At 58.0% G+C, this 22,014-nt stretch carries 22 protein-coding genes and 1 rRNA gene (1 of these 23 only partly in view); 13 read left to right on the top strand and 10 right to left on the bottom strand.

What is annotated here, in order from left to right; all coding sequences use genetic code 11:
- Positions 1–37: 37 nt before the first annotated feature.
- The 3 genes from rpe to trpE all read left to right on the top strand — a co-directional run bounded on the left by rpe (position 38) and on the right by trpE (position 3,080).
- On the top strand, positions 38–712 hold the full coding sequence (gene rpe, locus PSH79_RS25015) for a ribulose-phosphate 3-epimerase (RefSeq protein ID WP_007918813.1): 675 nt from the start codon (positions 38–40) through the stop codon (positions 710–712).
- The gene (locus tag PSH79_RS25010; protein WP_305440098.1) at positions 709–1,527 is read left to right on the top strand and encodes a phosphoglycolate phosphatase; all 819 of its coding nucleotides are present in this window, start codon (positions 709–711) and stop codon (positions 1,525–1,527) included. The genes rpe and PSH79_RS25010 overlap by 4 nt, the downstream gene beginning before the upstream one ends.
- Positions 1,528–1,598: 71 nt before the next feature.
- A complete protein-coding gene (gene trpE, locus PSH79_RS25005) occupies positions 1,599–3,080 on the top strand; it encodes an anthranilate synthase component I (RefSeq protein WP_305440097.1) in 1,482 nt (493 codons plus the stop codon).
- A 75-nt stretch (positions 3,081–3,155) separates the two neighbouring features.
- On the opposite strand, the gene estP is transcribed toward trpE, so the two are convergent.
- On the bottom strand, positions 3,156–5,063 hold the full coding sequence (gene estP, locus PSH79_RS25000; protein WP_305440096.1) for an esterase EstP: 1,908 nt from the start codon (positions 5,061–5,063) through the stop codon (positions 3,156–3,158).
- Positions 5,064–5,471: 408 nt separating this feature from the next.
- Between estP and PSH79_RS24995 the strand changes: the two genes are divergently transcribed.
- The 4 genes from PSH79_RS24995 to PSH79_RS24980 all read left to right on the top strand — a co-directional run bounded on the left by PSH79_RS24995 (position 5,472) and on the right by PSH79_RS24980 (position 8,795).
- Positions 5,472–6,065, top strand: a complete 594-nt coding sequence (locus PSH79_RS24995; protein ID WP_305440094.1) for an aminodeoxychorismate/anthranilate synthase component II — start codon at positions 5,472–5,474, stop codon at positions 6,063–6,065.
- 9 nt (positions 6,066–6,074) lie between these two features.
- On the top strand, positions 6,075–7,124 hold the full coding sequence (gene trpD / locus PSH79_RS24990) for an anthranilate phosphoribosyltransferase (RefSeq protein ID WP_305440093.1): 1,050 nt from the start codon (positions 6,075–6,077) through the stop codon (positions 7,122–7,124).
- On the top strand, positions 7,121–7,957 hold the full coding sequence (gene trpC / locus PSH79_RS24985; protein WP_305440092.1) for an indole-3-glycerol phosphate synthase TrpC: 837 nt from the start codon (positions 7,121–7,123) through the stop codon (positions 7,955–7,957). Before trpD ends, trpC begins: the two co-directional genes overlap by 4 nt.
- Before the next feature lie 136 nt (positions 7,958–8,093).
- On the top strand, positions 8,094–8,795 hold the full coding sequence (locus tag PSH79_RS24980; protein WP_305440090.1) for a lipoate--protein ligase family protein: 702 nt from the start codon (positions 8,094–8,096) through the stop codon (positions 8,793–8,795).
- Positions 8,796–8,805: 10 nt separating this feature from the next.
- Here the strand turns inward: PSH79_RS24980 and crp are convergent, their stop codons facing one another.
- The gene (gene crp, locus PSH79_RS24975; protein WP_123532372.1) at positions 8,806–9,450 is read right to left on the bottom strand and encodes a cAMP-activated global transcriptional regulator CRP; all 645 of its coding nucleotides are present in this window, start codon (positions 9,448–9,450) and stop codon (positions 8,806–8,808) included.
- 236 nt (positions 9,451–9,686) lie between these two features.
- Here crp and PSH79_RS24970 point away from each other — a divergent pair, with 236 nt between their 5' ends.
- Together PSH79_RS24970 and speD are read left to right on the top strand one after the other, a co-directional pair.
- Positions 9,687–10,109: an OsmC family protein gene (locus PSH79_RS24970; protein WP_007941657.1), complete on the top strand. Its 423-nt coding sequence runs from the start codon at positions 9,687–9,689 to the stop codon at positions 10,107–10,109.
- A gap of 238 nt (positions 10,110–10,347) precedes the next feature.
- Complete coding sequence (gene speD / locus PSH79_RS24965) at positions 10,348–11,142, top strand: adenosylmethionine decarboxylase (RefSeq protein ID WP_187681126.1); 795 nt, start codon at positions 10,348–10,350, stop codon at positions 11,140–11,142.
- 117 nt (positions 11,143–11,259) lie between these two features.
- Here speD and coq7 read toward each other — a convergent pair whose 3' ends face one another.
- From coq7 to hemJ, 6 genes are all read right to left on the bottom strand, one after another.
- Positions 11,260–11,907: a 2-polyprenyl-3-methyl-6-methoxy-1,4-benzoquinone monooxygenase gene (gene coq7 / locus PSH79_RS24960; RefSeq protein WP_253496334.1), complete on the bottom strand. Its 648-nt coding sequence runs from the start codon at positions 11,905–11,907 to the stop codon at positions 11,260–11,262.
- Between the two features lie 106 nt (positions 11,908–12,013).
- The gene (locus PSH79_RS24955) at positions 12,014–12,352 is read right to left on the bottom strand and encodes a histidine triad nucleotide-binding protein (protein ID WP_053124353.1); all 339 of its coding nucleotides are present in this window, start codon (positions 12,350–12,352) and stop codon (positions 12,014–12,016) included.
- 80 nt (positions 12,353–12,432) lie between these two features.
- Positions 12,433–13,221 (bottom strand): SDR family oxidoreductase, encoded by a 789-nt coding sequence (locus PSH79_RS24950; protein WP_034155108.1) that lies wholly within the window; start codon positions 13,219–13,221, stop codon positions 12,433–12,435.
- Between the two features lie 61 nt (positions 13,222–13,282).
- Positions 13,283–14,239 carry a DUF805 domain-containing protein gene (locus PSH79_RS24945; RefSeq protein WP_305444081.1) on the bottom strand — a complete coding sequence of 319 codons (957 nt, stop codon included), beginning with the start codon at positions 14,237–14,239 and terminating at the stop codon, positions 13,283–13,285.
- Between the two features lie 75 nt (positions 14,240–14,314).
- Positions 14,315–15,283 carry a nitronate monooxygenase family protein gene (locus PSH79_RS24940; protein WP_305440084.1) on the bottom strand — a complete coding sequence of 323 codons (969 nt, stop codon included), beginning with the start codon at positions 15,281–15,283 and terminating at the stop codon, positions 14,315–14,317.
- A 33-nt stretch (positions 15,284–15,316) separates the two neighbouring features.
- Positions 15,317–15,745: a protoporphyrinogen oxidase HemJ gene (gene hemJ / locus PSH79_RS24935; RefSeq protein ID WP_305440083.1), complete on the bottom strand. Its 429-nt coding sequence runs from the start codon at positions 15,743–15,745 to the stop codon at positions 15,317–15,319.
- 135 nt (positions 15,746–15,880) lie between these two features.
- On the opposite strand from hemJ, the gene argC reads away from it, so the two are divergent.
- Complete coding sequence (gene argC, locus PSH79_RS24930; protein WP_305440082.1) at positions 15,881–16,918, top strand: N-acetyl-gamma-glutamyl-phosphate reductase; 1,038 nt, start codon at positions 15,881–15,883, stop codon at positions 16,916–16,918.
- A gap of 168 nt (positions 16,919–17,086) precedes the next feature.
- A complete protein-coding gene (erpA, locus tag PSH79_RS24925; RefSeq protein ID WP_008077999.1) occupies positions 17,087–17,437 on the top strand; it encodes an iron-sulfur cluster insertion protein ErpA in 351 nt (116 codons plus the stop codon).
- Between the two features lie 74 nt (positions 17,438–17,511).
- Here the strand turns inward: erpA and PSH79_RS24920 are convergent, their stop codons facing one another.
- Complete coding sequence (locus tag PSH79_RS24920; protein ID WP_305440081.1) at positions 17,512–18,603, bottom strand: anhydro-N-acetylmuramic acid kinase; 1,092 nt, start codon at positions 18,601–18,603, stop codon at positions 17,512–17,514.
- Positions 18,604–18,606: 3 nt separating this feature from the next.
- Complete coding sequence (locus PSH79_RS24915; protein WP_305440079.1) at positions 18,607–20,031, bottom strand: peptidoglycan DD-metalloendopeptidase family protein; 1,425 nt, start codon at positions 20,029–20,031, stop codon at positions 18,607–18,609.
- Positions 20,032–20,243: 212 nt separating this feature from the next.
- Between PSH79_RS24915 and tyrS the strand changes: the two genes are divergently transcribed.
- Together tyrS and PSH79_RS24905 are read left to right on the top strand one after the other, a co-directional pair.
- Complete coding sequence (tyrS, locus tag PSH79_RS24910) at positions 20,244–21,443, top strand: tyrosine--tRNA ligase (RefSeq protein WP_305444080.1); 1,200 nt, start codon at positions 20,244–20,246, stop codon at positions 21,441–21,443.
- A 553-nt stretch (positions 21,444–21,996) separates the two neighbouring features.
- Positions 21,997–22,014, top strand: a 16S ribosomal RNA gene (locus tag PSH79_RS24905); it runs 1,519 nt beyond the window's last position.

Raw genomic sequence — 22,014 nt, 5'->3', positions numbered from 1 at the left:
TGCGCGCCATCGTGATTTAGCTCAGAAAAGGTGCGTCATGCAGCCCTTCGTAATTGCTCCGTCGATTCTCTCTGCCGACTTCGCCCGCCTCGGCGAAGAAGTGGACAACGTCCTCGCCGCCGGTGCCGACTTCGTTCACTTCGATGTCATGGACAACCACTACGTGCCGAACCTGACCATCGGTCCGATGGTGTGCGCCGCGTTGCGCAAGTACGGCGTCACCGCGCCGATCGACGCGCACCTGATGGTCAGCCCGGTGGATCGCATCGTTGGCGACTTCATCGAGGCCGGCGCTACTTACATCACCTTCCACCCGGAAGCCACGCTGCACGTTGATCGCTCGTTGCAGCTGATCCGCGAGGGCGGCTGCAAATCCGGTCTGGTGTTCAACCCGGCGACCCCGCTGGACGTGCTCAAGTACGTGATCGACAAAGTCGACATGGTCTTGCTGATGAGCGTCAACCCAGGCTTTGGCGGGCAGAAGTTCATTCCCGGCACCCTCGACAAACTGCGTGAAGCGCGGGCGATCATCGATGCGTCGGGCCGTGACATCCGTCTGGAAATCGACGGCGGCGTCAACGTCAACAACATCCGTGAAATCGCTGCCGCTGGCGCTGACACCTTTGTTGCCGGCTCGGCGATCTTCAACGCGCCGAACTATCAGGAAGTCATCGACAAGATGCGTTCCGAACTGGCACTGGCACGCCCATGAGCGGTTTTGAGCAGCTGTTTCCGGGCAAACTGCCACGGTTGGTGATGTTCGATCTGGATGGCACGCTGATCGACTCGGTTCCCGACCTGGCGGCGGCGGTGGACAACATGCTGCTCAGCCTCGGCCGCCAGCCTGCGGGCATCGAGTCGGTGCGCGAGTGGGTCGGCAACGGCGCGCCAGTGTTGGTGCGTCGTGCGCTGGCCGGCGGTATTGATCACTCGGCCGTCGACGACGTCGAGGCCGAGCGCGCGCTGGAAGTGTTCATGGAGGCCTATGGCGCCAGCCATGAGCTGACCGTGGTCTATCCCGGCGTGCGCGACACCCTGAAATGGCTGCACAAGCAGGGCGTGGCGATGGCACTGATCACCAACAAGCCGGAGCGTTTCGTCGCACCGCTGCTGGATCAGATGAAGATCGGCCGCTACTTCAAGTGGATCATTGGTGGCGACACCCTGCCGCAGAAGAAGCCTGATCCGGCGGCGCTGTTCTTCGTGATGAAAATGGCCAACATTCCGGCCTCGCAATCGCTGTTCGTCGGCGACTCGCGCAGCGATGTGCTGGCGGCGAAAGCGGCGGGGGTCAAATGCGTGGCGCTGAGTTATGGCTATAACCATGGCCGGCCAATTGCCGAAGAATCCCCGGCGCTGGTGATCGACGACCTGCGCAAGCTAATTCCCGGTTGCCTGGATCTGGCCGGTGGGATAACGTTGCCCGACGCTGTTCAACCCCCTGCTGGAAACGCCATCGTGGTGGTCACTCGCAAACTCTGGATGAAAGTCATCAAGGCCCTGGCCCGCTGGCGTTGGCGCGCCTGACTTGTTCCTGGCCGGCCTGCCGGCACGTTTGCCTACCTGACTGATTAGCACCTCACACCACGAGGCACCTCATGATCCGCGAAGAATTCCTGCGCTTGGCCGCTGATGGCTACAACCGCATTCCGTTGGCCTGCGAAACCCTGGCCGACTTCGACACGCCGCTGTCGATCTACCTGAAACTGGCTGACCAGCCTAACTCCTACCTGCTCGAATCGGTGCAGGGCGGCGAGAAGTGGGGCCGTTACTCGATCATCGGTCTGCCGTGCCGCACCGTGCTGCGGGTTCACGACCATCACGTCAACATCACCGTTGATGGCGTCGAAACTGAAAGCCACGATGTTGAAGACCCGCTGGCTTTCGTCGAAACCTTCAAGGCCCGCTACAACGTGCCGACCATCGCCGGTCTGCCGCGTTTCAATGGCGGTCTGGTCGGTTACTTCGGCTATGACTGCGTGCGTTACGTGGAGAAGCGTCTGGGCAAATGCCCGAATCCTGATCCGCTGGGCGTGCCGGACATTCTGCTCATGGTTTCCGATGCGGTCGTGGTGTTCGACAACCTCGCCGGCAAGATGCACGCAATCGTGTTGGCCGACCCGGCGCAGGCCGATGCCTACGAGCAAGGTCAGGCGCAATTGCAGGGTCTGCTGGAGAAACTGCGCCAGCCGATCACCCCGCGTCGTGGCCTGGACTTCAGCAAGCAGCAATCGGCTGACCCGGTGTTCCGTTCCAGTTTCACCCAGGACGATTACGAAAAAGCTGTCGACACTATCAAGGAGTACATCCTTGCCGGTGACTGCATGCAGGTCGTGCCGTCGCAGCGTATGTCGATCGACTTCAAGGCTGCGCCGATCGATCTGTACCGCGCATTGCGTTGCTTCAACCCGACGCCGTACATGTACTTCTTCAACTTCGGTGACTTCCACGTCGTCGGCAGTTCGCCGGAAGTGCTGGTGCGGGTCGAAGACAACCTGATTACTGTGCGGCCGATTGCCGGGACGCGTCCGCGGGGTGCGACCGAAGAGGCGGATCTGGCGCTGGAAGAAGATCTGCTGTCGGACGACAAAGAGATCGCCGAGCACTTGATGCTGATCGACCTCGGTCGTAACGATACCGGTCGCGTCTCGGAAATCGGTTCGGTGAAGCTCACCGAGAAGATGGTCATCGAGCGTTATTCCAACGTGATGCACATCGTCTCCAATGTCACCGGCCAGTTGAAAGCCGGGCTGACAGCGATGGACGCGCTGCGGGCAATCTTGCCGGCAGGCACCTTGTCGGGCGCACCGAAGATTCGCGCGATGGAAATCATCGACGAACTGGAACCGGTCAAGCGTGGCGTGTATGGCGGCGCGGTGGGTTATTTCGCGTGGAACGGCAACATGGACACCGCGATTGCCATCCGTACGGCGGTGATCAAGAACGGCGAACTGCACGTGCAGGCCGGTGGCGGCATCGTTGCCGACTCGGTACCGGCGCTGGAATGGGAAGAAACCCTGAACAAGCGTCGGGCGATGTTCCGCGCCGTGGCCCTGGCCGAGCAAACCCCGGAAAGTTGATTCCCATAATGGGATTTGTGTTCAGCCATAGAAAAAGCGGCGCCTGAGAGGGCGCCGCTTTTTTGTGCCTGCAATCTAGAAGTCCAGCACCACTCCGACGTTAACCCCTTGCTGGGTAAAGTCATCATCCTTGCGCAATGTGTACCCGCCACGCAGCGCCAGATCCGCTGTGAGCTTGTGGCTGACGCCCAGGCTCAAGCGGTTCAAATGACTCTGCGGTGTATAGCCCTCAAGTGTGAAGTCGTTGGCCGGCAGGGTGTTGAGCGCGATGTTGACCTTCTGCACGTCATCTTCGTACTCACGCTCGTGGGCGTATTCGCCGAACACCTGGGTTTGCGGGGTGATGTTGTACTTGCCCTGAATACCGACGCCCAAACGCTTCGAATCGCGGGTCTGGTCATTGAAGGTCAGCGCGGTGGCGCGGTTGCTCTTTTCCGAGTAGCCGTCGACGTCGACACTGGCGTAATCGGCGCTGACAAATGGCGACAGATGCCATTCACTGCCTGGCTGCGCGATGTCGTAGCCGACACGGGTACTGAATGCCCACAGATGGCCATCGGTATCACCTTTCTCCGCCCCCTCGCTGGCGCCCAGATCGAACTTGCGCTTGAGGTTGTCGTAGTCGAGCTTGCCGCCGGTCAACGCGGCGTCAGCCCACCAACGATTTTGCTGGAACTGGGCGAACGCTGTGGCCAGATAGCCGTTGAGTTTGTAGTCCGAATCGTTATGGCCGGCCTCCAGATTCTGCCGATAGAAACCGGCCGCTACCCCCACACGCCAAGCTTCATTGAGACGATAGCTGCCACCCACGTTGAGGTTGTAACCGCTGCCGTCGGCGCTGGCGCCGCTGCTTTGGCTGTCGACATCAAGATGTTGGCCGCCGGCGGAGACAATGGCGCGCCATTGGCCGACCGCTTGCCAGTTTTCCCAGTCCGCCTGCCATTGGCTGCGCAGTTCATCCTGATGCGCGCGCACGGTGGCGTGGGCCATTTCCGGGAGCAGCGTCAATTCCCAAGGCGCAGCCAACAGGGAATAGGCGTAATCGGAAATCAGTTTCTGCCCGGCTTCAGTCGGGTGCACGCCGTCGTTGTAGATCAGCTTGCTCGGATCCGGTGTTGCACTGTTGATGCCGTAACGGGCGTTTTCCGTGCAACTGCTGCCGCTGAAGCAGGTTGCGGTCAGGTTTTGGTCTGTGGCGAGGCCGAAACGGCCTGGATCGGCAAACACTTCGGACAGAAGCACCGGAATGTTCAACGGAATGATTTCGGCGTTGATGCCTTGCAGGCGGGTGGTCAGCTGACTGTTGAACTGGCCGGCAAGTTGACTGCTGAACGCTTGCAAAGGCGTGCCGTTGATTGCCGGAGTCAGGCCGACGTCAGGCAACAGCCAGACCATCACGTATTTGGCGCCGGCGGTTTGCAGGGTTTGCACGCTATCGGCCAGTCGATCTGCCGCCGCATTGGCTTGGGGCAGGCTGAGAATACGTCCTTGCAGGAAGTCGTTACCACCACCGGAGATGTAATACAGCGCATTCGGATCGGCACGGAAACCGTTCGACGGCAGGTAACCGGCGCGGGTGCGTTCACCGGTGGCTGATTGCGTGGTGATCGAATCGAGGATCTGATCCGTGCGGTAGCCGCCGACCGCCCAGTTATTGCCGTCGGGCTGGCCATTGTCGGCGCGCACTGCCGAACTGGAAGAGGCCGTCTGATCCGCCGTAAAGCCGAGGCGTCCGCCCAGCAGTTGGGTGGAGTTCAGCGAATACAGCTCACCGCTGCCATCCAGATAGACCGGGCCGGTACGGTTGGTATAGCGTTCAGTAGAACCCGCCGGGCCGCCGCTATCGGCGAAGGTCCCGGCGTCGTTGAGGCTGTCGCCGAAGACAATGAAATTCGAATAGGGATTGGGCGCCGCATTCGCCTGGGCACAGGCCAGTGCGAGCAAGCAGCCTGCCAGCGGTACAAACAACGTCTGTTTGATCATGAGCAAGTCCGTTTTATTTATTGTTGTAGGTGAACGAAACGACAGTACCAAAAACTTTCGGCCTTTTGCCATCGGTCGCGAACCCTCCGATAGTTTTACGCCCCGTGGCCCCGGCCATATTGCACGCTCTGCCCAGCTAAGTTACTGTGCCGGAACGTATGAACGAGACCTTCCCCGTGTTGATCACCAGCAAACTTCTGGATCAAGTCATCAAGGCACACGCCCGCTGGCGTTGGCGCGCCTGAATCTTTTCTGCCGGCCTGGCCGGATCTGTATCGCTTTGCCTTCCTTGCCCGTTTGAAATGCCGCTTTGCCGACGCCACTTGCGCGTCCGACATCGTGCAGCGCCCTGCGGGCAAGTCATCCGAAGGCTGTCTTCAAGTCAGAATTCAAGAGGTTCGAAACGCCATGTTGCTGATGATCGACAACTACGACTCCTTTACTTACAACGTTGTGCAATACCTCGGCGAGCTGGGTGCCGAGGTCAAAGTCGTGCGCAACGATGAATTGACCATTGCTGAAATCGAAGCGCTCAAGCCCGAGCGCATCGTCGTGTCCCCAGGCCCTTGCACGCCGACCGAAGCCGGCATCTCTATCGACGCCATCAAGCACTTCGCCGGCAAACTGCCGATCCTCGGCGTCTGCCTCGGCCACCAGTCCATCGGTCAAGCCTTTGGTGGTGATGTGGTGCGTGCCCGCCAGGTGATGCACGGTAAGACTAGTCCGGTATTCCACGAGGACAAGGGCGTTTTCCAAGGCTTGAATCATCCGCTGACCGTTACCCGCTATCACTCGCTGATCGTCAAGCACGATACTTTGCCCGATTGCCTTGAGCTGACCGCGTGGACCCAACACGATGATGGTTCGGTCGACGAAATCATGGGCCTGCGTCACAAGACCCTGAACATTGAGGGCGTACAGTTCCACCCCGAGTCGATCCTGACCGAACAGGGCCATGAACTGTTTGCCAACTTCCTCAAACAAACCGGCGGCACGCGCTAAGGACTTCCCATGAATATCAAGACAGCCCTGAGCCGTATCGTCGATCACCTCGACCTCAGCACCGATGAAATGCGTGACGTGATGCGCGAAATCATGACCGGCCAGTGCACCGAGGCACAGATCGGCGCGTTCATGATGGCCATGCGCATGAAGAGCGAGAGCATCGACGAGATTGTCGGCGCCGTATCGGTAATGCGTGAGCTGGCCGATCAGGTCGAACTCAAGACCCTCGACGGCGTGGTCGATGTGGTGGGTACCGGCGGTGACGGTGCGAATATTTTCAACGTATCCACTGCTTCTTCTTTTGTTGTGGCGGCAGCGGGTTGCACCGTGGCCAAGCACGGCAACCGCGCGGTTTCGGGCAAGAGTGGCAGTGCCGACTTGCTCGAAGCTGCCGGCATCTACCTGAACCTGACGCCGGTGCAGGTTGCCCGTTGCATCGACAACGTCGGCATCGGTTTCATGTTCGCCCAGACACACCACAAAGCCATGAAGTACGCCGCCGGCCCGCGCCGCGATCTCGGCCTGCGTACGCTGTTCAACATGCTCGGCCCGCTTACGAATCCGGCCGGTGTCAAACATCAGGTGGTGGGTGTGTTCAATCAGGCGCTCTGCCGCCCATTGGCTGAAGTTTTGCAACGTCTGGGCAGCAAGCATGTGCTGGTGGTGCATTCGAAGGACGGTCTGGACGAATTCAGTCTGGCGGCGCCGACTTTTGTTGCCGAGTTGAAGAACAACGAGATCACTGAGTATTGGGTCGAGCCGGAAGATCTGGGCATGAAGAGCCAGAGCCTGCACGGTCTGTCGGTCGACGGCCCGGAAGCTTCGCTGGCGTTGATTCGCGATGCGCTGGGCAAGCGCAAGACTGAAAACGGCCAGAAAGCTGCCGAGATGATTGTGCTCAACGCCGGTGCAGCGCTGTACGCCGCCGACGTGGCCAGCAGTTTGAAACAGGGCGTGGAGCTTGCGCACGACGCCCTGCACACGGGTCTTGCTCGGGAAAAACTCGAGGAGCTGGGTGCCTTTACCGCGGTATTCAAAGTGGAGAATGAGGGATGAGTGTACCGACGGTTCTGGAAAACATTCTGGCGCGCAAAGTTCAGGAAGTCGCCGAGCGTAGCGCTCGTGTCAGCCTGAGCGAGCTGGAAAGTCTGGCCAAGGCGGCCGATGCACCCCGTGGTTTCGCCCAGGCTTTGCTGGCGCAGGCCAAGAAAAAACAACCGGCGGTGATTGCCGAAATCAAAAAGGCCTCGCCAAGCAAAGGCGTGATCCGCGAGAACTTTGTTCCCGCCGACATCGCCAAAAGCTACGAGAAGGGCGGGGCGACCTGTCTCTCGGTACTGACTGATATCGATTACTTCCAGGGCGCCGATGCCTATCTGCAGCAGGCCCGTGCTGCTTGCAAGCTGCCGGTGATCCGCAAGGACTTCATGATCGATCCATACCAGATCGTCGAAGCCCGTGCGCTGGGCGCCGACTGCGTGTTGTTGATCGTCTCCGCGCTGGACGACGTGAAAATGGCCGAGTTGGCTTCCGTGGCAAAAGGCGTTGGTCTCGATGTATTGGTGGAAGTGCACGACGGTGATGAGCTGGAGCGCGCGTTGAAAACCCTCGACACGCCACTGGTCGGGGTCAACAACCGTAACCTGCATACCTTCGACGTCAGCCTGGAAACCACCCTCGATCTGCTGCCGCGTATTCCGCGTGATCGCTTGGTGATTACCGAGAGCGGCATCCTCAATCGTGCCGATGTCGAACTGATGGAAATCAGCGACGTGTATGCGTTCCTGGTCGGTGAGGCGTTCATGCGCGCGGAAAACCCGGGCACTGAACTGCAGCGCCTGTTCTTCCCGGAGCGTGGTACTTCGATCAGCGGTTCGACCCTCGACTGATTCGCTCTAGACCGAGTCGAGACCATCGCGAGCAGGCTCACTCCTACACTTGGAATGCGTTCCCCCTGTAGGAGTGAGCCTGCTCGCGATGGGGCCCTGAAATCCGCTAAAGAGATTCAATCTGCCGGAGCCCTCCATGTCGCTGCCAACCCCGCTGACCATCGAAGCCGGCCTGCAAGCCGAACAAGACTTGCTGGCCTCGGTCTGCGCCGGCGAGGCCGAATTCGGCCTGTTGTTCTGGCAACCCAGCGATCGCGCCTTGGTCATGCCGCGCCGCCTTAATCGTCTGCCGGGTTTCGACCACGCCTGCGAAGTCTCCGCTACTGCCGGTTGGCCGGTCCTCCTGCGCGAAACCGGCGGCGAGCCCGTCCCGCAATCAGCAGCAACTATCAACATTGCATTGGTCTACGCCCCGCCACGCAGCGAAGGCGATCTCAACCGTATCGAAACCGGCTACCGCCGTCTGTGCGATCCGATCTGCCAATTGCTGGATGAGTTGGGCGGCACTTCGTCATTGGGAGAAATTGAAGGCGCGTTCTGTGACGGTCGCTTCAACGTCAACCTCGACGGCCGCAAAATGGTCGGCACCGCTCAGCGCTGGCGCCAGAGTCAGGGCGGACAGCGTCCGGTAGGGCTGGTGCACGGTGCGATGCTGGTGGATAACGAGCGGGATTCGATGGTGGCAGCGGTCAATCGATTCAACGAAGCCTGTGGTCTGGAGCAGCGGGTACGCGCGCAAAGCCACATTGCCCTGCATGAAAAATTCAACGCACCACAGGCCTTGGCGCGTCTCGATGAGTTGTTTCGTTCAATGCTGGCGCAGATGTACAGCGTTTAAGCGTTCTCGTCTAACGTGTACCGAAGACCACCATGGTCTTGCCCTTCACATTGACCAGGTTGCGTTCCTCAAGATCCTTGAGAACGCGACCGACCATCTCCCTCGAACACCCGACAATCCGCCCGATTTCCTGACGGGTCACCTTGATCTGCATGCCGTCCGGGTGGGTCATCGCGTCCGGCTGTTTGCACAGTTCCAGCAGGCAACGAGCCACGCGACCGGTAACGTCGAAGAACGCCAGATCGCCGACCTTGCGCGTGGTGTTGCGCAGACGCTGTGCGATTTGTCCGCTGAGCACGTAAAGAATGTCCGGATCCTGCTGCGATAATTCGCGGAATTTCGCGTAGCTGATTTCCGCAGTCTCACACTCGACCTTGGCCCGCACCCAGGCGCTGCGCTGCTGCTCCTGACCAGCCTGCTCGAACAGTCCAAGTTCACCAAAGAAATCCCCGGCGTTGAGATACGCGATGATCATCTCGCGGCCGTCGTCATCCTCGATCAGGATCGTTACCGAGCCCTTGATGATGAAGTACAGCGTGTCCGAACGATCGCCAGCGCAAATGATGTTGCTCTTGGCCGCATGGCGGCGACGTTGGCAATGCATCAACAGCTTGTCGAGGTTCTTGATTTTGGGTGTGGGGGTAATAGCAACCATGGTTGTATCCCGAAAAGACTGCACGGTGATGTTTGATTTTTTTATGAGGCGCTGAAGGCGGTCGCTACACAGCTGGCATGGGGCGCCAGCGAATTGGCGCCAGCTTACCAGACACTTCGTCGAAAATTCGAGAAATTACCTACGCAGTTGGAGCATCCGTCCTAGGAACAGCCGCGCTTTCAGAGCAAAACCCTGTGCTAAGCTGGCGACCCTTTTTTTACAGTGGAGTCTGGGCGATGAAGGCACGCATCCAATGGGCTGGCGAAGCCATGTTCCTCGGCGAATCCGGCAGTGGCCATGTCGTGGTCATGGACGGTCCGCCGGACGCCGGTGGTCGTAATCTGGGTGTTCGCCCGATGGAAATGCTCCTGCTGGGCGTCGGCGGTTGCAGCAACTTCGACGTGGTCAGCATTCTGAAGAAATCGCGCCAGGCTGTTGAAAGCTGTGAAGCCTTCCTCGAAGCCGAGCGCGCAACCGAAGATCCGAAAGTGTTTACCAAGATCCACATGCATTTCGTGGTCAAGGGCCGTGGCCTGAAAGAAGCCCAGGTCAAGCGCGCCATCGAACTGTCCGCCGAGAAGTATTGCTCGGCCTCGATCATGCTCGGTGCGGCTGGCGTGGCGATCACCCACGATTACGAAATCATCGAACTCGGTTGAACCGACATTCAACTATCATAAAAGCAGTGCAGACTCTGGGGATCCCCCTCCTGACGTCTGCATAATGCGCGACTTTTTTCAGGGCGGTGATCGGTCAACCGACGTGTCATCCGCCTGAACAGATAACCAAAATCGCCATCGCGAAGAGGTGTTGACCGTCCTACGCAGGTGCGTTGTTCGCACTTGACGGGCATGCTTGATCACGCGGCCGGGCCGCATACACAGAGAGTTTTCAACGGTGAAAAGCAAACTCAAGCTCCACGGGTTCAATAACCTGACAAAGACCTTGAGCTTCAACATCTATGACATCTGCTACGCGGAAACCCCGCAAGACCAGCAGGCTTACGTCGAGTACATCAATCAAGAGTACAACGCGAAACGTCTGACGCAGATTCTCACCGAAGTTGTCGAGATCATTGGTGCCAACATCCTGAACATTGCCAGTCAGGACTATGAACCTCAGGGCGCCAGCGTCACGATTCTGATTTCTGAAGAGCCGGTAACCCCGACTGAAAGCCAGATTGAAGAGTCCCCGGGCCCGTTGCCCGAAATCATCCTGGCTCACCTCGACAAGAGCCACATCACGGTGCACACCTACCCGGAAATCCACCCGGACGACGGCATTGCCACCTTTCGTGTGGACATCGATGTGTCGACGTGTGGTGTCATTTCACCGCTTAAAGCGCTCAATTTCCTCATTCACCAGTTCGATTCGGACATCGTGACTGTGGATTATCGTGTGCGTGGCTTCACCCGTGATGTTGAAGGCAACAAACACTTCATCGACCACGAGATCAATTCGATCCAGAACTACCTGTCCGAAGACACCCGCGACGCGTACCAGATGACCGACGTGAACGTGTACCAGGAAAATCTGTTCCACACCAAAATGCTGCTGAAGGACTTCGAACTGGACAACTACCTGTTCGGCGATGCTACCAGCAGCCTGTCTCCTGAGCAGCGCGCTCAAGTGACTGAACGTGTGAAACACGAAATGCTCGAAATCTTCTACGCGCGCAACATGCCGACGTAAGAAATCCAAGCGCAAAAAAGGCGACTACTTAGCGGTAGTCGCCTTTTTTATTGCGCAAACACATAACCCTGTAGGCGTGAGCCTGCTCGCGAAGAGGCCCTTAAAGACTCTGAAGCTTCAGATCCGATAAGTACTCTTGGTCATAACCTTCGCCAACAGACTCATCCCGAACTTCACCGGCGCCGGAAAACGGAAACCGCCAGCATCCAGCGCGCTCTCCGCATGATGCTCTTCATCAATACGCATCTGCTCCAGAATCGCCCGGGACTTCTCGTCCTCGGCGGGGAGTTGTTCCAGATGCTCGTTCAAGTGTTTGCACACCTGATGCTCGGTCGCAGCGACAAATCCAAGGCTGACCTTGTCGCTGATCAGCCCGGCCACCGCACCAATCCCGAAGGACATGCCGTAGAACAGCGGATTGAGCACACTGGTGTGGCTGCCCAACTGGTGAATACGCTGTTCGCACCAGACCAGATGATCAATCTCTTCTTCGGCCGCGTGTTCCATGGCTTCGCGCACCTGCGGCAGCTTGGCGGTCAGGGCCTGCCCTTGATACAGCGCCTGGGCACAGACTTCGCCGGTATGGTTGATACGCATCAAGCCGGCGACGTGACGGGTGTCTTCGTCGCTCATCTGCGTGTCTGGCTGCAGAATCGCTGGCGACGGACGGTATGGCTGGCCGCTGAAGGGCAGCAAGGTACGCATCGCGGCATCGGCTTGCAGCAGAAGACGGTCAATCGGCGAGTAGTGACGTTGGGTAGTCATGCTGACCTCCGGGAAGAATCTCGGCGGCCAGTTTAACCGAATCGGCCGGGGAGCGTTTGCGCTGGGTCATGTGGGAGCAGGGCGCTCCCACCGATCTTGAAGTGGATCAGCCCGGCGGCCAGTTCATCTGGCGCTGACCGAGTACGTGCATATGAATGTGGTAGACGGTCTGCCCACCTTTCTCATTGCAGTTCATCACCACCCGGAAGCCGTCTTCGCAGCCCAGCTCCAACGCCAGACGCTGAGCGGTGAAAAGAATGTGCCCGGCCAATGCCTTGTCGTCTTCGGTCAGGTCATTGAGGGTACGCACCGGTTTTTTCGGGATCACCAGAAAGTGTACTGGCGCCTGGGGTGCGATGTCGTGGAACGCCAGAACCTGGTCGTCCTCGTAGATGATCTTGGCCGGGATTTCCCGGTTGATGATCTTGGTGAACAGAGTATCCACTGCTGTTTTCTCCGTGGTGTGGGCTGGTCTGAGTGTACTCACGGGTAAAGAACCCGCCCAGTGTTTTGCCGTAGGACAGTTCAGCGCGGGCAGTAAGCCTTGTTGACCATGCCGACGATGGTGCGGTTGAGCCAACGCGAACCCAGTCGCGGCAGAAACGCGAACCAGCGGTTGCGTCGTCCCGGAATAATGATTGCGCGGTTCTTGTCGAGCGCACGTACGGTATACAGCGCGACTTCTTCGGGGCTCATCAGCAATTTGCTGTCTTTGAGTTTGTCGCTGTTCAACTGCGCGGTGCGGAAAAACGCCGTGCGGGTCGGGCCGGGGCAGAGCACTGAAACCTTAACCGCACTCTGTTTGAGTTCAACTCGCAGTGCTTCGGAGAAGTGCAGCACATAGGCCTTGCTGGCGTAATAGGTGCTCATCCACGGGCCGGGATTGAACGCCGCTACCGAGGCAACGTTGAGAATCTGCCCGCCGCCTTGCAACGCCATGCTATTGCCGATCGCATGGCACAAACGGGTGAGGGCGAGGATGTTCACCTCGATCAAATCCTGCTCGGTCATCCAGTCCTGAGCCAGGAATGGACCACAGGTGCCAATGCCGGCGCAGTTCACCAACAGATCAATTTGCCGGTCACCTTCTTCCAGTTCCAGCAAAAAACCGGACAAGCGCAACGGCTCACCGAGGTCGCAGGCGCGAAACAGCACCTCGACGCCGAAGCGCTGGGTCAACTCGATCGCAATACTTTCCAGCTGATCACGCTGGCGTGCCACCAGAATCAGGCTGCGGCCGCGCCGGGCCAGCGCTTCGGCCATGGCCAGGCCGATGCCGCTTGAGGCGCCAGTGATCAGAGCGTAACGGGTCATGCACTTCTCCATCGCAACAGCTCCGCGCCAGCGACGCAGGTGTCACGGCGGGGAGCGCTGTTCATTCTTTCGCAGAGTCTACAGGGGCCTGCGCCGCTTCGGCTGCATCGTCGGCGGAATTCGCTGCCGGTTCGACCTCGACGTCGATTTCATCGGTAGTTACCGAGCCGCTGTCGTAGCTGCTTTCGAGGCTGGTTTCGTATTCCTGCTGAATGGCGGAGATTCCGCCGAGCATTCCACCTACGAAAAACAGCCCGATGAATACGATCCACAGAGAGCACAGCACCTTGACTGCTGTGCTGTTGGGCGGAGGTGGTGGCCCGTAGCGGTTGGCACCGGTATTGCCCGGCACAACCATGATCACAAAAGGAAAGATGCTGCCCACCAACGGGACAAGATTCAGCAGCCAGAGCCAGCCGGACCAGCCGATATCGTGCAGGCGTTGAACGGTGAACAAAATGCTGATGATGATGAGCGCCAAACCCAGAATGGCAGCGATGAGGCCGCCGATGATCAGGCCACTGGTGGAGTCGGAACTGACAAGGCCGACGGCGATCAGCGCGAAAATGCTGAGAATTGGCAGGCTTACCAGCGTCACGACCATCGTCCAGGCCAGAAAGCGCAGACGTCCGATCCGGCCTTCGACGCTTAACGGTTTGAGCACGGCGAATGCCGGAAGGTTTTCACCAACGCTGGCGCGGGGTGGCGCATAAGGTGAGCTCGGTTCCGCATAGGCGGGCGCGGGGGAATGCTCGTGGACGTCCGACAGATTCAGCTCGATGGCCGTGTCAGATTCGATCCGTGCGTCAATCCCGGTTTTGCTCAGTGCCTGCAGATAAGTCTGCGCATCGCTGTGCGACAGATCACGCTTAAGCGCCACGGTGCTGCCATTGAACAGTCGCTCGATGGCTGCCACATCGCTTTTGAACAAATCCGCCAGATTGAGCTTGGCAGTGGTGATATCGACACCGGGCTGTAGAGCACCGTCGAAGACGATCTTGTAACGGGGTTCGCTCATGGCCGAGGCATCCTTGTCGCGAAGAGAATGAAGGTCGTTAGTGTAAGGCCAGTCCATAAGCGACTGGTTTGATTTTTACCTGGGCCAGCGTTTCGGCAGCTGTGCTGCGCGTTCCTGTGCCTGACGATATTCAGCGTCGAGTCGAGCGATCAACTGATCCACGTCTGGCAGATCGTCGATCTGCCCCACGCCTTGCCCGGCTGACCACACGGTCTTCCAGGCTTTGGCTTCATCGCTGATCGGTTTGAGCTTGTCGCCAAAATTCACTTCGCCCTTACCTTGTAGCGCTGCCATGTCGAAACCGGCCGCCTCCAGGCTTTGGCGCATGAAACTGGCCGGCACTCCCGACACCGCTGGAGTATGGATGATGTCGGCCGCTTTGGCTGTGAGCAGCATCTCCTTGTAGGCGTCAGGTGCATGACTTTCGGTGGTGCCGATAAAGCGCGTACCGAAGTAGGCCAAATCCGCTCCGAGCATCTGTGCGGCGAGAATCTCATGGCCGTGGTTAAGACATCCTGCAAGCAGCAGGGTTTTGTCGAAGAACTCGCGGATCTCGGCGATCAGCGCAAACGGGCTCCAGGTGCCGGCATGGCCGCCGGCGCCGGCCGCTACTGCAATCAGGCCGTCGACACCAGCCTCGGCTGCCTTCTCGGCATGCCGGCGGGTGGTGACATCGTGGAAGACCAGGCCGCCATAACTGTGCACTGCATCGACCAGTTCCTTCACCGCGCCGAGGCTGGTGATAACGATCGGCACCTTGTGCTCCACGCAAATCGCCAGATCCGCCTGCAAGCGTGGATTACTGTTGTGCACGATGAGGTTCACCGCGTACGGCGCGGGGTTGTCCAGCGTCGCGAGGCCCGCTTCGATCTGTTCCAGCCAAGCCTTGAACCCGCTGCTTTCGCGCTGGTTCAGCGCCGGAAAACTGCCGACCACGCCATTACTGCAGCAGGCCAGCACCAGTTCAGGGTTGGAAATCAGGAACATCGGCGCCGCCACCACAGGCAGGCGCAGACGTTGTTCGAGCAAAGCGGGCAGCGACATTGGAAGTACCCCGAAGTGATTGACTTGTTGAAGTTAGAACGGCTTGACCACGACCAGAATTACGATAGCCAGCAATATCAGAACCGGCACTTCATTGAACCAGCGATAAAAGACATGGCTGCGGGTGTTCTCGCCACGGGCAAAGCGTTTTACCTGTGCGCCGCACATATGGTGGTAACCGATCAGCAAGACGACCAGGGTCAGTTTGGCGTGAATCCAGCCGCCCATGCTGAAGATGCCCGGGTTGAGATAGATCAGCCAGCCGCCGAAGATCAGCGTGGCGATCATTGCCGGGCCCATGATGCCGCGATACAGCTTGCGCTCCATGATGCTGAAGCGTTCTTTGCTGACCGTGTCTTCACTTTGCGCGTGATAAACGAACAGTCGCGGCAGGTAAAACAGGCCGGCAAACCAGCAAACGACGCTGAGGATGTGCAACGCTTTGATCCACAGATAGAGCATTTTTAGTTATTCCCTGATTCACGGTAAGCCGGATAGTAGAGGCTTGAGCGTCCGCGCGTCACCTTGACGGTTGTCGCAGGGCCGCGTGGCCCCTATTATCGACGGCTTTCCAGTGGGTTCGTTGAGGGCAGGTTTATGGTCAAGGTCGGTATCGTCGGCGGCACGGGTTACACCGGTGTCGAACTGCTGCGTCTGTTGGCACAGCATCCGCAGGCAGAAGTGGTGGTGATCACTTCCCGATCCGAGGCCGGTCTGGCCGTGGCTGACATGTACCCCAACCTGCGCGGCCACTACGACGGTCTGGCCTTCAGCGTGCCGGACATCAAGACCTTGGGCGCCTGTGACGTGGTGTTCTTCGCCACACCGCATGGTGTCGCTCACGCTTTGGCAGGTGAACTGCTGGCGGCGGGCACCAAGGTTATCGATCTGTCGGCGGACTTCCGTCTGCAAGACGCTGAGGAGTGGGCCAAATGGTACGGTCAGCCGCACGGTGCGCCGGAGTTGCTGGACGAAGCGGTTTACGGTTTGCCGGAAGTCAATCGTGAGCAGATCAAAAAGGCTCGCCTGATCGCGGTGCCAGGCTGCTATCCGACCGCTACTCAGTTGGGTTTCTTGCCGTTGCTTGAAGCGGGTCTGGCTGATGCTTCGCGTCTGATCGCCGACTGCAAATCCGGTGTCAGCGGTGCTGGTCGCGGTGCGGCTGTAGGCTCCCTGTACTCGGAGACGTCGGAAAGCATGAAGGCTTACGCGGTGAAAGGTCACCGTCACCTGCCGGAAATTCGCCAGGGTCTGCGTCGCGCAGCGGGCGGCAAGGATGTCGGTCTGACATTCGTCCCGCATCTGACGCCGATGATCCGTGGTATTCACTCCACGCTTTACGCGACCGTGGTTGATCGCTCGGTGGATCTGCAGGCGCTGTTTGAAAAGCGTTATGCCAACGAACCGTTCGTCGATGTAATGCCAGCCGGCAGCCATCCGGAAACCCGCAGCGTGCGTGGCGCCAACGTTTGCCGTATTGCGGTTCACCGTCCGCAGGATGGCGATCTGGTAGTGGTGTTGTCGGTGATCGACAATCTGGTCAAAGGCGCGTCGGGGCAGGCTGTGCAGAACATGAACATCCTGTTTGGGCTGGACGAGCGTTTTGGTCTTTCCCATGCTGGCATGCTGCCGTAACACATTATCCGGCACAGCAAAAAGGCCCGTCGAACGGGCCTTTTTGCATTCTGAACAGCTGGTCGGGTTTATTGATATACCGTAACAATAGTTGACCGATTTTCTCGGACAAGCGGATAATGCGCGTCATCACGCATTATGGCGGCGTAACGCCGGGAGATAGTCAGCATGAGCGTCGAATCCTTCACCCCCACGGCTTTGCAATTCACCCACGGTGCTGCGCACAAGGTGAAGAGCCTGGTCGATGAAGAGGGGAATGATCGCTTGAAGCTGCGCGTATTCGTTACGGGCGGCGGTTGTTCAGGGTTTCAGTACGGTTTCACCTTCGATGAAGATGTAGCCGAGGACGACACCATCGTCGAGCGCGAAGGCGTGAGCCTGGTGGTTGATCCGATGAGCTTCCAGTACCTCGCTGGTGCCGAAGTGGACTACCAGGAAGGTCTGGAAGGTTCGCGCTTCGTGATCAAGAACCCGAACGCCACCACGACTTGTGGTTGCGGATCTTCGTTCTCGATCTGATCGCACTTCGCTGCACACAATAAAACGCCGCAGAGCCTTTGGTTCTGCGGCGTTTTTTGTTGGCGACGTTTGGGTTAGTTGGGGTAGATGGCGCCGAGTACGCGCAGGCCTTTTGCTCCAGTGACACTCGGCCGGTTGGCGGCGATGCCCTCCAGGCAGCAATGGGCGAGCCAGGCGAACGCCATGGCTTCAACCCAGTCAGGATCAACGCCGTGGGTGGCGGTGCTGGCTACCTTAGCGTCCGGCAGCAGATCGGCCAGCCGCTTCATCAGCGTGGCATTGTGTGCGCCGCCACCGCAGACCAGCAGCTCTTGAGTGTCCGTTTGAGCGCTTTGCAGCGACTCGACAATAGTCAGCGCCGTCAGCTCCAGCAGCGTGGCCTGTACGTTTTCAGACGGGAAGGCCGGCAGACCTGACAAGTGCTGCTCCAGCCAAGGCAAGTTGAAGACTTCTCGCCCGGTACTTTTCGGGCCTTTAGTCACAAAGAAGGGGTCGCTGAGCAATGCCTTCAGCAGGGATGGCTCAACTGTCCCGGTGGCTGCCCACTGGCCGTCACGATCGTATTTTTCGCCGCGTTGCTGGTGAATCCAGGCATCCATCAGCACATTCCCCGGCCCGCAGTCGAAACCGGCTACAGGTTTTGTCGTCTCTATGAGGCTGAGATTGCTGAAACCGCCCACATTCAAGACCGCCTGGTTACCGCTACGCTCTTCGAACAAAGCTTCATGGAAGGCGGGCACCAGAGGGGCGCCTTGACCGCCGGCAGCGACATCGCGGCTGCGGAAGTCGCTGACCACTGTGATACCCGTCAGCTCGGTCAGCAGGGCAGGGTTACCAATCTGTACGGTGAAACCGCGAGCGGGTTCATGGCGAATGGTCTGGCCGTGGCTGCCGATCGCACGAATGGCTTCAGGTTGGAGGTTTTGCTGATTGAGCAGGGTGTGGATACCCTGCGCGGCAAGCTTCACCCAGTTCTGCTGGGCAATCGCCGAACGGGCGATCTCGTCAGGGCCGCTGGCGCACAAGCCAAGCAGCTCGGCGCGCAGGGAATCAGGCATGGGAATGTAGTGCGTGGCGAGCAGATTGATCGGCGAGGTCTGTTCGATCAGGGCGATGTCCAGACCGTCGAGGCTGGTTCCGGACATCACACCGATATACAGGGCCATGTCTTAGCGCTTGCTCGAGGCCAGCATGGTGGCCTTCTCTTGGTCCATGCGCGCCATCAGCGGCTGACTCTGAGCCAGGAAGCGGGCGCGTTCGGCCTTGGCAATCGGATCGGCCATTGGCAGCTTCTGGCCCAGTGGATCGACATGTACGCCGTTGACCTGGAACTCATAGTGCAAGTGCGGTCCTGTGGACAGCCCTGTCGTGCCGATGTAACCGATTACTTGACCCTGCTTGACCGTGCCGCCGGTTTTCACACCTTTGGCGAAGCCTTGCATGTGGCCGTATAGCGTACGGTAAGTGTTGCCGTGCTGAATGATTACAGTGTTGCCGTAACCGCCGCGGCGACCGGCCAACAGTACTTTACCGTCACCGGCAGCCTTGATCGGCGTGCCGCGTGGGGCTGCGTAATCGACGCCTTTGTGCGCGCGGATCTTGTTGAGGATAGGGTGTTTGCGGCCCATGGAGAACTTCGAGCTGATGCGGGCAAAGTCCACCGGCGTTCGGATGAACGCCTTGCGCATGCTATTGCCGTCGGCCGTGTAATAGCTGCTGTTGCCTTGCTTGTTGGTGTAACGCACGGCGGTGTAAGTCTTGCCGCGGTTGGTGAAGCGGGCGGACAGGATCGGGCCATTGCCAACAGCTTTACCGTTGACCACTTTCTGTTCGTAGATCACATCGAATTCGTCACCCTGGCGGATGTCTTGTGCGAAGTCGACGTCGTAGCCGAATACGCTGGCCATATCCATGGTCAGGCTGTGCGATAGGCCAGCACGCGCGGCGGATTGTGACAACGAACTGTTGATCACGCCATGGACGTAGGCAGTGCGAACAGTAGGTTTTGCAGTAACCCGGTTGAAAGCGTAACCCTTGTCATTCTTGGTCAGGGTGATGGTTTCAACATCGCTGACCTTGCTGTGCAGGCTGGTGAGCTGGCCTTCCGGGTTCAGTTCGAATTCGAGCTTCTGGCCGCGTTTGAGCTGGCTGAACTGTTTGGCTTGCTTGTCGCTGGCCAGTATTTCATGCACGGCTGTGGCTGGAAGGCCGACTTTTTCGAACAGTGTCGAAAGCGTATCGCCCTTGGAAACGACGACTTCCCGGTGACCTGGAGCTTTCGGTTTTTCCGCGAGAGGTTCTGGAGCAGGTTTGGCTTCTGCGGTTTGCGGAGCGTTTTCTTCGGTGTTTTCGATTTGTGCAAACGGTGAGGCTACTGGCTCATTTGTGGCTTGAGCGGCGTCAGCAGCGTCTTGATCTTGTGTCAGTTGTTCAGCAGGACTTTCCAGTTCAAGGCTCAGGGTCGTCTTTTTGGCTTCAACATCACTGGAAGGAAATACCAGGAGCGCCAGGCTGAGAAGGGCGGCGATACCACTTGCGGCGAGCAGGTGGGTCTTCGGGTAAAGCGGTGGCGCTTTAGACGGTTCAGTGGTCATAAGTAATTTTGACTTTGAAAAGTGATGAATTGGAAAAGATGAATGACATGATGAAGATGAAATAACTGTATAAAATATAACCAAATCATCTCTGAAGCAAGTCTACAGACATCACGTCTGTGGATTGGTGTCCGTGCGCCGGGCAAAACTTGTAATTGGTGCGCGATCTTGTATGGTTGGTTCCCTTTGAATCTGAGCCTTGCGGGTCTGTTATGAAGTCGGTTGAAGAGCAGCTAGCGCTGATTAAACGTGGTGCGGAAGAACTGTTGGTTGAGTCCGAGCTGATCGAAAAGCTCAAGCGTGGCCAACCGCTGCGTATCAAGGCTGGTTTCGATCCAACCGCTCCGGATCTGCACTTGGGTCACACCGTGCTTATTAATAAGCTTCGCCAGTTCCAGGATCTGGGGCATCAGGTGATCTTCCTTATAGGTGATTTCACCGGGATGATCGGTGATCCGAGTGGCAAAAGCGCAACTCGTCCTCCGCTGACTCGCGAGCAGGTTCTCGAAAACGCTGAAACCTACAAGACTCAGGTTTTCAAGATTCTTGATCCGGCGAAAACCGAAGTTGCCTTCAACTCCACCTGGATGGATCAGATGGGGCCGGCGGACTTCATTCGTCTGACTTCGCAATACACTGTCGCTCGTATGCTTGAGCGTGATGACTTCGACAAGCGCTACACCACCAATCAGCCGATCGCTATTCACGAGTTCCTCTATCCGCTGGTTCAGGGTTACGACTCGGTCGCTCTGCGTGCGGACGTCGAGTTGGGCGGTACCGATCAGAAGTTCAACTTGCTGATGGGGCGCGAGCTGCAGCGTGGTTATGGTCAAGAAGCTCAGTGCATTCTGACCATGCCGCTGCTCGAGGGGCTGGATGGCGTCAAGAAGATGTCCAAATCGTTGGGCAACTATGTCGGCATTCAGGAAGCTCCGGGCGTCATGTACAGCAAGCTGGTTTCGATTCCGGATGCGCTGATGTGGCGCTACTTCGAATTGCTCAGCTTCCGCTCCATGGATGAGATCAATGCGTTCCGCGCTGATGTGGAGGCGGGTGCTAATCCGCGTGACATCAAGATCAAGCTGGCGGAAGAGATCGTTGCGCGCTTCCATGGTGAGGAGGCTGCGGCTAATGCTCATCGTGCAGCGGGTAACCGTATGAAGGATGGTGAGTTGCCGGATGATCTGCCGGAAATCGAATTGGCATCTGCTGAGGATATGCCGATCGCTGCCGTCCTTAATAAAGCAGGGCTGGTGAAGAACTCTGCGGCGGCGCGCGATCTGCTCGCTTCCGGTGGTGTGCGTGTAGATGGTGAGGTCGTTGATCGTTCCTTTATATGCGTAGTGGGTGCGACCCATGTTTGCCAGGCTGGCAAGAAGGCTTTTGCACGCATCACGCTGAAATCTGAATAAAGTCGAAATTAGTGGTTGACGGCAGATTCTGGAAGTCTATAATTCGCCCCACTTCCGGCGCAGTCGAAACGGAAAACTCCTTGAGATTCAATGAGTTAAGTAGGTTTCGAGAGCGGGTTGCTTCAGTTCATCGAAGCCTGGAAGGAGTTGAAAGAGCGGTGATGTTTGGCTCTTTTAACGGTTCGATCTTCTCGGTCGAAAGCGGAGAAAAAGAGGTGTTGACAACAGCGAGTAACGCTGTAGAATTCGCCTCCCGCTAACGAGAGATCGGAAGCGCAAGTGGTTGAAGTTGTTGAAGAATTCTTCGAAAACTTCTGAAAATAATCACTTGACAGCAAATGAGGCTGCTGTAGAATGCGCGCCTCGGTTGAGACGAAAGATCTTAACCAACCGCTCTTTAACAACTGAATCAAGCAATTCGTGTGGGTGCTTGTGGAGTCAGACTGATAGTCAACAAGATTATCAGCATCACAAGTTACTCCGCGAGAAATCAAAGATGTAACCAACGATTGCTGAGCCAAGTTTAGGGTTTCTTAAAAACCCAAAGATGTTTGAACTGAAGAGTTTGATC

This window comes from Pseudomonas sp. FP2196 (assembly GCF_030687715.1).
Taxonomy (GTDB): Bacteria; Pseudomonadota; Gammaproteobacteria; order Pseudomonadales; family Pseudomonadaceae; genus Aquipseudomonas.
This window is presented reverse-complemented; position numbering and strand designations above follow the sequence as displayed.

Bases quoted from the DNA above. Each gene is read 5' to 3' on its own strand.
- erpA (WP_008077999.1), top strand. From the start codon at position 17,087: ATGAGCGTCGAATCCTTCACCCCCACGGCTTTGCAATTCACCCACGGT.
- PSH79_RS24995 (WP_305440094.1), top strand. From the start codon at position 5,472: ATGTTGCTGATGATCGACAACTACGACTCCTTTACTTACAACGTTGTG.
- hemJ (WP_305440083.1), bottom strand. From the start codon at position 15,745: ATGCTCTATCTGTGGATCAAAGCGTTGCACATCCTCAGCGTCGTTTGC.
- PSH79_RS24970 (WP_007941657.1), top strand. From the start codon at position 9,687: ATGAAGGCACGCATCCAATGGGCTGGCGAAGCCATGTTCCTCGGCGAA.
- trpC (WP_305440092.1), top strand. From the start codon at position 7,121: ATGAGTGTACCGACGGTTCTGGAAAACATTCTGGCGCGCAAAGTTCAG.
- rpe (WP_007918813.1), top strand. From the start codon at position 38: ATGCAGCCCTTCGTAATTGCTCCGTCGATTCTCTCTGCCGACTTCGCC.
- trpD (WP_305440093.1), top strand. From the start codon at position 6,075: ATGAATATCAAGACAGCCCTGAGCCGTATCGTCGATCACCTCGACCTC.
- trpE (WP_305440097.1), top strand. From the start codon at position 1,599: ATGATCCGCGAAGAATTCCTGCGCTTGGCCGCTGATGGCTACAACCGC.
- tyrS (WP_305444080.1), top strand. From the start codon at position 20,244: ATGAAGTCGGTTGAAGAGCAGCTAGCGCTGATTAAACGTGGTGCGGAA.
- PSH79_RS24950 (WP_034155108.1), bottom strand. From the start codon at position 13,221: ATGACCCGTTACGCTCTGATCACTGGCGCCTCAAGCGGCATCGGCCTG.
- PSH79_RS25010 (WP_305440098.1), top strand. From the start codon at position 709: ATGAGCGGTTTTGAGCAGCTGTTTCCGGGCAAACTGCCACGGTTGGTG.
- coq7 (WP_253496334.1), bottom strand. From the start codon at position 11,907: ATGACTACCCAACGTCACTACTCGCCGATTGACCGTCTTCTGCTGCAA.
- PSH79_RS24915 (WP_305440079.1), bottom strand. From the start codon at position 20,031: ATGACCACTGAACCGTCTAAAGCGCCACCGCTTTACCCGAAGACCCAC.
- PSH79_RS24940 (WP_305440084.1), bottom strand. From the start codon at position 15,283: ATGTCGCTGCCCGCTTTGCTCGAACAACGTCTGCGCCTGCCTGTGGTG.
- crp (WP_123532372.1), bottom strand. From the start codon at position 9,450: ATGGTTGCTATTACCCCCACACCCAAAATCAAGAACCTCGACAAGCTG.
- PSH79_RS24980 (WP_305440090.1), top strand. From the start codon at position 8,094: ATGTCGCTGCCAACCCCGCTGACCATCGAAGCCGGCCTGCAAGCCGAA.
- estP (WP_305440096.1), bottom strand. From the start codon at position 5,063: ATGATCAAACAGACGTTGTTTGTACCGCTGGCAGGCTGCTTGCTCGCA.
- PSH79_RS24945 (WP_305444081.1), bottom strand. From the start codon at position 14,239: ATGAGCGAACCCCGTTACAAGATCGTCTTCGACGGTGCTCTACAGCCC.
- PSH79_RS24920 (WP_305440081.1), bottom strand. From the start codon at position 18,603: ATGGCCCTGTATATCGGTGTGATGTCCGGAACCAGCCTCGACGGTCTG.
- argC (WP_305440082.1), top strand. From the start codon at position 15,881: ATGGTCAAGGTCGGTATCGTCGGCGGCACGGGTTACACCGGTGTCGAA.